At 44.8% G+C, this 7,482-nt stretch carries 9 protein-coding genes; 1 reads left to right on the top strand and 8 read right to left on the bottom strand.

The genetic code is table 11. The features are described from left to right. Positions 1 to 20: 20 nt before the first annotated feature. From SFV55_RS28820 to SFV55_RS28785, 8 genes are all read right to left on the bottom strand, one after another. A complete protein-coding gene (locus SFV55_RS28820; RefSeq protein WP_320033061.1) occupies positions 21 to 497 on the bottom strand; it encodes a hypothetical protein in 477 nt (158 codons plus the stop codon). After that, complete coding sequence (locus SFV55_RS28815; RefSeq protein ID WP_320033060.1) at positions 490 to 633, bottom strand: plasmid mobilization protein; 144 nt, start codon at positions 631 to 633, stop codon at positions 490 to 492. Before SFV55_RS28815 ends, SFV55_RS28820 begins: the two co-directional genes overlap by 8 nt. 442 nt (positions 634 to 1,075) lie before the next feature. Beyond that, complete coding sequence (locus tag SFV55_RS28810) at positions 1,076 to 1,837, bottom strand: hypothetical protein (protein ID WP_320033059.1); 762 nt, start codon at positions 1,835 to 1,837, stop codon at positions 1,076 to 1,078. 53 nt (positions 1,838 to 1,890) lie between these two features. After that, the gene (locus SFV55_RS28805) at positions 1,891 to 2,412 is read right to left on the bottom strand and encodes a hypothetical protein (protein WP_320033058.1); all 522 of its coding nucleotides are present in this window, start codon (positions 2,410 to 2,412) and stop codon (positions 1,891 to 1,893) included. A gap of 38 nt (positions 2,413 to 2,450) precedes the next feature. Further along, complete coding sequence (locus SFV55_RS28800) at positions 2,451 to 3,746, bottom strand: phage integrase SAM-like domain-containing protein (RefSeq protein WP_320033057.1); 1,296 nt, start codon at positions 3,744 to 3,746, stop codon at positions 2,451 to 2,453. A gap of 246 nt (positions 3,747 to 3,992) precedes the next feature. After that, the gene (locus SFV55_RS28795; RefSeq protein ID WP_320033056.1) at positions 3,993 to 4,472 is read right to left on the bottom strand and encodes an SRPBCC family protein; all 480 of its coding nucleotides are present in this window, start codon (positions 4,470 to 4,472) and stop codon (positions 3,993 to 3,995) included. 54 nt (positions 4,473 to 4,526) lie between these two features. After that, positions 4,527 to 5,105 (bottom strand): Crp/Fnr family transcriptional regulator, encoded by a 579-nt coding sequence (locus SFV55_RS28790; protein ID WP_320033055.1) that lies wholly within the window; start codon positions 5,103 to 5,105, stop codon positions 4,527 to 4,529. 46 nt (positions 5,106 to 5,151) lie between these two features. Then, positions 5,152 to 5,610, bottom strand: a complete 459-nt coding sequence (locus tag SFV55_RS28785; RefSeq protein WP_320033054.1) for a hypothetical protein — start codon at positions 5,608 to 5,610, stop codon at positions 5,152 to 5,154. 188 nt (positions 5,611 to 5,798) lie between these two features. On the opposite strand from SFV55_RS28785, the gene recN reads away from it, so the two are divergent. Continuing rightward, positions 5,799 to 7,454: a DNA repair protein RecN gene (gene recN, locus SFV55_RS28780; protein WP_320033053.1), complete on the top strand. Its 1,656-nt coding sequence runs from the start codon at positions 5,799 to 5,801 to the stop codon at positions 7,452 to 7,454. Positions 7,455 to 7,482: the final 28 nt, after the last annotated feature.

The following is a 7,482-nucleotide window of genomic DNA, read 5'->3' as shown; positions in this document are numbered from 1 at the left end:
CCGTATTGGTAACCTTTTTTTTAGAAAACATTCGTCCTCACCTCCTGATCCGAAACGAATGGAGTAAATCCAAATTGCTGCAAAATCAAGCAGTGGCCGTAGTCCCTGTACCCCTCCTTTTTTGCATCCTTGTGCTTACCTCGTAAAGCCTTGAGTAATCCGGTCGGATACAAAACTTTGCAATTGTAAACCAATCCGGCAGGCGCATCTACCAAGTGTGGCAACTGTTCTTGCATATGGTTTGAAATTGCCCGGAATAATTCAGTTTCAGGTATTGCAAGCGCCTCCTCCAGTCGAAATTGGCGGATGTTCCTTTTTGGTTGTGCAAACTCTTTCGCTGTTCGCCTGTCCGCTGGTTGGGCAACCTCGACCCGTTGGCCGGGTTTCCAAATCGCGACCTCTCCAGCTAATTCCTCGTTGGACTGTTGAAGACGTTTGTTGTCTTGTTCCAATTGGGTCAAGCGGTTTTGTAATTCTGCCAACTGTTCATTATCCATTTTCTACGCTGGTTTGAATTTGTGAAATAATACCCCGCATAAAATCCGACAGACTTAGACCTGCCTCATTAGCGAGTTTTAAAACAATCGCCTTTTCATTTGCAGGCAACCGGAAACGTATTGAATCGTTTTTCATTTTATAAACATTTTGACTATGCAAATGTAACTTATTTGTTTCACAGAAAGAAGACCTGTTAAAAATAAATGTTTAACAATACCCAAAATATGGTATTTACAAACGAATTAAACAATTAGATTGCGAAGTATTTACCCCAAATTGTTGATAAACTCGCTCAGAATGTGGAAAACTTTTTTTTCAATCCAGCATGGAAGTAGCCGTTAGGCCACCTCCAAAACTGGTTGTTTCTTGTTCTGCTTTATCGCTGCATCGTAGAATTGCACCCAATCCGAATTATTCACAATCGCATTTTTGATTTTCTTGGAAACTGGTTTTCCTGCACGCTGCAACGCAATTTCTTTTTGTTGCGCAGTCCATAACCTTTTCCGGTAAAATCTCCGACGTTGGAATAATTGGAAATTATTTAATCCTACATCTGTGCTTATAAAGCCCCCAGCACCTAATGTTTCCCGTTCCCGTTTCCATTCGATGAATGACCGTTCAACAATTCCGAGGGAATCTGCTTTTTTGGCCTGCCGGGTTTTCCGTTTCCCACGTTGGCGGGTTGTGCTTGTTGTTGTGCTGCGAGTTGATTTTTCAAAAACTCAATTTCATCTTGCATGCCCTGCACATCTGGAGCAGTCGGAGTAGGCAGGGGGGTAGGGGGTTGCACCTGGTTGAGCATGGAAGCAGCACCCGCCGATTGTTCACCCTTCACCAAGCCGAATGCCTCAGCACCTTTTTTGATAAAGTTGACCTCAAGTAAGTAGCCGAACATTATCACCATGCCCCCGAATAGAAACATGCTCCAAAATTCTGCACCTGACATTTTGAGATGTTGAAGGGAAAAGGACAACTCCAGGAGAGCCACAGCAGTGGCCGCCGTTGCGATTATTGCGGGTAGGGTAGACCGTTTGCCAGTCGGATTAAGAAAGTCCACGAATACGATTGCAAAGCGCCCGAATTGAATTGCTAAGGCAGCAGGGATTGAGATGTAGACGGGTAGTGGGATTGACCACACGTTTAATGCAGCCGTGACCCCGTACGTTGCCAGGATGCCCCAAAAAGTAATTGCGGGCATATTGCGAGTGATGCCGTCAAAGATTGAGGCGAAAGCAGGATTTACAAAACCCTTGGTTGTTTGAGTTGGAATACTCATTTTTGTATAAGTTTTCTTTTTTTGGAAAATTGCCCTTTCTTGGTTGCCGTCGAAATCTTCCAAGTGAGGGCTTTTTTTTCAGGTCATACAGGTTGGGCGTATGTCCCCAGGTAACTTCATAAATCAAAAATTTCAACACCTAGTTTTTCAGCAGTCACAATAACTAGGTTGTGTAAATCATCGCCTTCGATAAGCTTTTTACTTATCAGCTCGTTAGCCACAAATTGTACTGCTTCCCAGTTCTTTTTTATATTATCCACTACATCCGTAAAATCTGAATGTAGAAATTCTGTGATGTTGCTATTCTCAGTTACATGGAAAATAGACAATTCAACTATCCCGTCCGAATCACTTCCCTCTAACTCCATTTGTTCAGCAAGTAACGTATCTAAAAACTGGAATGAGTTATTTTCACCAGACAGAATAAAATCGGAGGCAGCACCAGCCATAAGAACAGGTAAGATATTATAGTACTTCGCATCGGGATGATTTACGAGGCGTCCAAAGGAATCACCATCAGGGATAATACTAAGGCTTTCAAGTTCCAGACCTTCGTAGCCATATTCTTTGGCGATGTAAAGCAAATAGGCGATAAAGTGCCCGGCTTCATGGTGTGCTGTTTTATGAGTTTGTTCCATCGGATATTTTTTAATAGCATATAATTGGTGAAAAATTCTCATTCATCCCATGTATTAAAAAATCTGTGATCGCGGTAGTCAATAGCAATCGTTACCAATTGCCTACGGTCGTAAATGTCGCTCACTGCATTTGAGGAATGCCCGGTAAATAGATCAATATCGCGTTGCGGTATCTGTGCTCGCCTTGCTTCACTTTCAAAGCAATTTCTTGAAACATGGCAAGTCAATAGTTCAAATTTGGAGTGCTTGGTTTCAATGACCCGCCCTTTGCGCACCGTCTTGGATGTTTGGTCTATCATCCCTACAGCATGACCAATTTCTTTTAAATTCTGGTTTGTCTTCTGGTTTGAAATGACAGGCAACACGCCGTTGTGCTTCTTTAAAATTTCCATCACTGCCGGGTGACAGGGAACGACAACGCGAGGTTGGGGTTTTTTGTCCAGGACAATAGATAGAGCTTTTTTCCCTTCGCCCAGGTCTATTAAATTTTCATTGCACACCTTATGCCAGTCCCCATATCGAAGCCCTAAAAGAACAGCACAAACAAAGGCATCGCGTACGTTGGCCAAATGGAGGGGTAGGGGGTATTCGTACATTTGTTTAAGTTCGGAGCGGGTGAGGTAAATTTTGTCCCCCTTCGTTTTTTGTACACCTACTTTTTTTGGTGTGACATCCTTGTAGGCAGTGAAGAAATTGACCCCGGCATCAGTAGCTTCATTCAAGAACCGCTTTAGACCCGCAAAAACAATCTTCTCAATGGTATTATCACCCAATCCTTTTTTATTCCTCAAGTAGTTCACAAATTGCCCGTATAACTGTCTATTGAAGTGCTGAAAGTCCAGATCAATATCTTCATCATTTGCAAAGGCTTTCAGGTGACGTAGGGAGGTTGATAGTATCTTCCCAGTACTTTCGTTGTATGTAGAATCTTTTGGGAAAATAGACTTTAGGTAGTCCTCCGACCATGCGAAAAATGTAGTACCAACTTTGATTGGTCGGGAAACTTCAAAGACCTGGTCAAGCTCTTGCCGCATCCGGTCGCGGGTCAATTCGATCAATTTTCTTTCAGCTTGGTATTTCCGGTATATGACCCTTACTTCTTGCGCCATTTTATCCAAATGCTCAGTTAGTAGGGCATACTCGCGTTCGTAGCCGATTATGTTTTTTGGACGTTGGGTTTTCTTGTTCCAGTGGGATCGGAGTATAGAAGCTTTTGCCGCATACATTAAGCGGATATTTACACCACTTACTACAGTCCATTGAAAGTCTAGTGTGATAGGGGATTTACCGTCCTGACTTGTATAAGCTTGCAATCTAAAATTTGGCTCGCCCATGTGAAATAAATTTCATGCAAGCTAAATCCATTACTAAAACTATACAAGACCAGATTTACTTTAAAATTTCGCATCACAATTTTAATGTTATAAATCCATGCCATTGAAAAACAAATCATTGAGTATTTATCTTTAATAAATCCTATTCAAAAGGCATTCCCCTTACCTCCACAAATAAAAAGCCGCAATTGGTTGAAATTCAACTTTTTGCGGCTTTTTTTATTTTTACGCTTGTATACCATCTAGTTACCGCTCCGCAATTTCCCGAATCCGGGTCATCACCTCTGGCAAAATCCGCCGATAGTTTTTCCCCAAGGCACTGCCAAATATTCCTTTGCTCAGCCCGGTGAACCAAACCTCATGGGTAAAATAGGTTTTGCCCTCCTTTTCCTCCAAATACCTTTTGACGTGTAAAGCGCCCAAAGGGAGTTTGGTTTTGAAGGTATACGACTTACCGGCCACCAGTTCGGTGAGGATGAAGCTAGATTTTGGCCCTTTGTCAGGAATCAATTTACCTTTGGTGCCAATCGCAAATGCGCCCAACAATTCAGCGCTTTTTAAGCCGGTATCCCATTGTTGCCAATTGGGCACATCGCTCCAGATTTGCCAGATTTTTGCGGGCTTAGCCCTGGTTTCAAGACTGTAGCTAAAATGGGTATTGGATTGGGCAATGCCGAGGGAAGCCATAAGCAGCAGTGTTTGAAGTGAAAGAAATGCTTTGTTCATGATTGAATTTTCCACAAAGTTCCGGCAGATCTTTCCCTATCCACTGCACCTAGGTTAAGTTCGGAGTTGGTGCTGGATTTTTTTGCGAATGCGACTGAGGGACTGTGGCGCTATGCCCAGGTAGGAAGCCAGGTGTTTAAGCGGAACACGCTGTAACAAATCGGCATCTTGCTGCAGCAGCATTTTGTAGCGTTGCTCGGCGGTTTGGGTTTGTAACGCCTCCAGAATTTCCTCGGTATAAGTTTGTACTTCCTGTATCAGCAGGCGGATGAAGGTACTCCAGGGCTTGAGTTCCAGCAGGTGCTGGGCATGCTCGTAACTCATTTGCCAAATGATACTGTCTTCGAGTGTTTCAATACTTTCCTGTGCAGGGACCTGTTGGTTGAAGCTTTTTTGAGAGGTAAAAACATAGGGTACGTCTGTAAAGTACTTGGTGATGTCAATGCCATCTTTCCAAACAAAAAAACGCAGCAAACCTTTTTCCAAAAAATAGAGGTGTTTGCAGGTTTTACCTTCTTCCAGCAAAAGGGTTTCTTTTTTAAGTTCTCGGCGAAGCAGGCAGTTAGAAATGGCCTGCCAGTCTTGTTCCGCTACCGGAGTGAATTGTGAAATGAACTGGCGGAGTGGGTGCATGGCTTTTTGATCAATTCAAGTGGAAACAAAAGCTTGCATCATTGGTTTATTTCTGCTTCACCGCCGCATACATCTTCTTCACCTCCTCCAGCGAAAACCGTTGGTTCAGCGCAGTGGTAAACACAATTTCCGTGTCCCGCACCAGGTGTACATAGCGAAAACTATAGCGGTCTTCATGATGGCCTTTCACTTCGTAAATAAAGCCGTCACTGTGTTGTTCTACAATTTTGTGGAATTCAGGATTACTGTGTACTTCGCGGATTTGGCGGAAAGTTTGTTCGACCAATTTGTTTCCCTTGGCTTTACCTGCATAAATTTGTACAGCAAAGGGCGTCTCACCTGTGGAGGTGATGGAGACGTCTTTGATGCCCGAAAGTTCGAAATTTTCTATTTGGGTGCTGTCCGCAGGGGCGAGGATGGTCGCCGGGATACCATAGCCTTTGAGGTCCAATGCCTCCCAGGATTTGGATTTAGAGCCTCCACAGGTATGGAATACCGAGGCCATGAGTAGGAAGATTAAAAATTGTTTCATTGTGGTTACTCAAGAATGGGTGTGAGTGTGGGTGTGAAGGTGTGGGTGTGATTCTGTGGGTGTAAACCCAATTATTTTGATGCAAAATTAATGCTTTGTGCAAGAAGTCCAATTTTTTCAAACAAAACCTTTATTTTTACGCGCAGTATTTTTAAAGCGCTATGATAAAAAGGCTTCACATCCGCAATTATGCCATCATCGAGCTCCTTGACATTGATTTTGCCAAGGGCTTGACCATCATTACCGGGGAAACTGGCGCCGGAAAATCAATCCTTTTGGGGGCATTGGGACTGATTATGGGCGATCGGGCCGATACCAAATCCTTGTACAACCAGGAGGAAAAATGCATCATTGAAGGCATTTTTGACCTGAGTGCGCACGATTTGCGCGAGTTTTTTGCCGAAAACGACCTCGACTACGAAACAGAAGTGGTCGTCCGGCGCGAGCTTACCCCTTCAGGGAAGTCCCGCGCCTTCGTCAATGACAGCCCGGTTACACTCAAAGTGCTCCAGGACCTCAGTGCAGAGTTGATCGACCTCCATCAGCAATTTGACACCCTCGACATCCACAATCTTTCCTTCCAACTCCGGATGATCGACGCCCTGGCCGGCAACAAAGAACTCCTCTTGCAATACCGCAATCTTTATCGCGAATACAGCGCCAACCAGCGCCGCTTGTCGGAACTGCTGAACCGGAATGAACAATCCACCAAAGAGATGGACTTCATCCAATTTCAGTTGGAAGAGTTCAACAAAGCAGAGTTGGTAGCTGGTGAGCAGGAGACTTTGGAAGAAGAACTGACCAGGCTCAGCCATGCCGAAGACATCAAACGCACCCTGGGCATGGCCTTTGATGTTTTGACCGAAAACGAGCAATCCATTGTAGGTCAAATGCAGAGCCTTAGTGTTGCCCTGACGACTATAGGGAAATATGCCCCCAAATTGGGTGAATATTCCGATCGTTTTGCCAGCATGATTTTTGAGTTGCGTGAAATGAGCAACGAGTTTGAAAAAGTGGCTGACCAAACCGAATACGATCCCGAACGGATTCAGGAGGTGCAGCAACGCCTGGATTTGATTTATCGGCTACTCAAAAAACATACCGTTGCTTCGGTCGATGAACTTTTGGCCATTCAGGGCAATCTGGAGCAGCAATTGGCAGGTTTTGCCGATCTAGGCAATGAAATAGGTGCCCTGCGCGATAAAATCAAGGTGCAGGAAGAACAGTTGTACCGTTGGGCAGACGAGCTCAGCGACCGACGTCAAGCCGTGATTCCAGGCTATGAGCAAAAAGTGGTAGACATGTTGACCCAATTGGCCATGCCTTATGCCCAGCTCAAGATCGAAAACCGCAAGTTGGAGCAGTTGAGCCCAACCGGTCTGGACGAAGTGCAATTTTTATTTGCTGCCAACCGGGGTAGCCGCCTGCAACAAATCAAGGATGTGGCTTCGGGTGGGGAAATGTCGCGTCTTGCACTGGTTACCAAATCTCTGGTTGCGAGCGCGATTCCACTACCAACGCTTATTTTTGACGAAATTGACTCGGGCATTTCCGGTGATGTGGCGCTCAAGATGGGCAATATCCTGCGGAACTTGTCCAATGAGCACCAGGTGGTGACCATCACCCATTCACCCCAGGTTGCTTCAAAGGCTGATCGACACTATTTTGTCTTTAAAGTGGACAAACCCGATCGTACGGTTACCAACGTGCGTTTGCTCAGCGATGATGACAGGGTGCGTGCCATCGCAGTGATGCTTAGCCAAAGCCCACCGAGTGAGTCGGCGTTGGTGAATGCACGGGAATTGCTGGGACTTTGATAAAGATGAAAGATGAGAGATGAAAGAT

It is taken from the genome of Haliscomenobacter sp., assembly GCF_033763495.1.
Taxonomy (GTDB): domain Bacteria; phylum Bacteroidota; class Bacteroidia; order Chitinophagales; family Saprospiraceae; genus Haliscomenobacter.
Note: the sequence above shows the minus strand (reverse complement) of the source record. Positions and strands in the feature narration are given on the sequence as shown.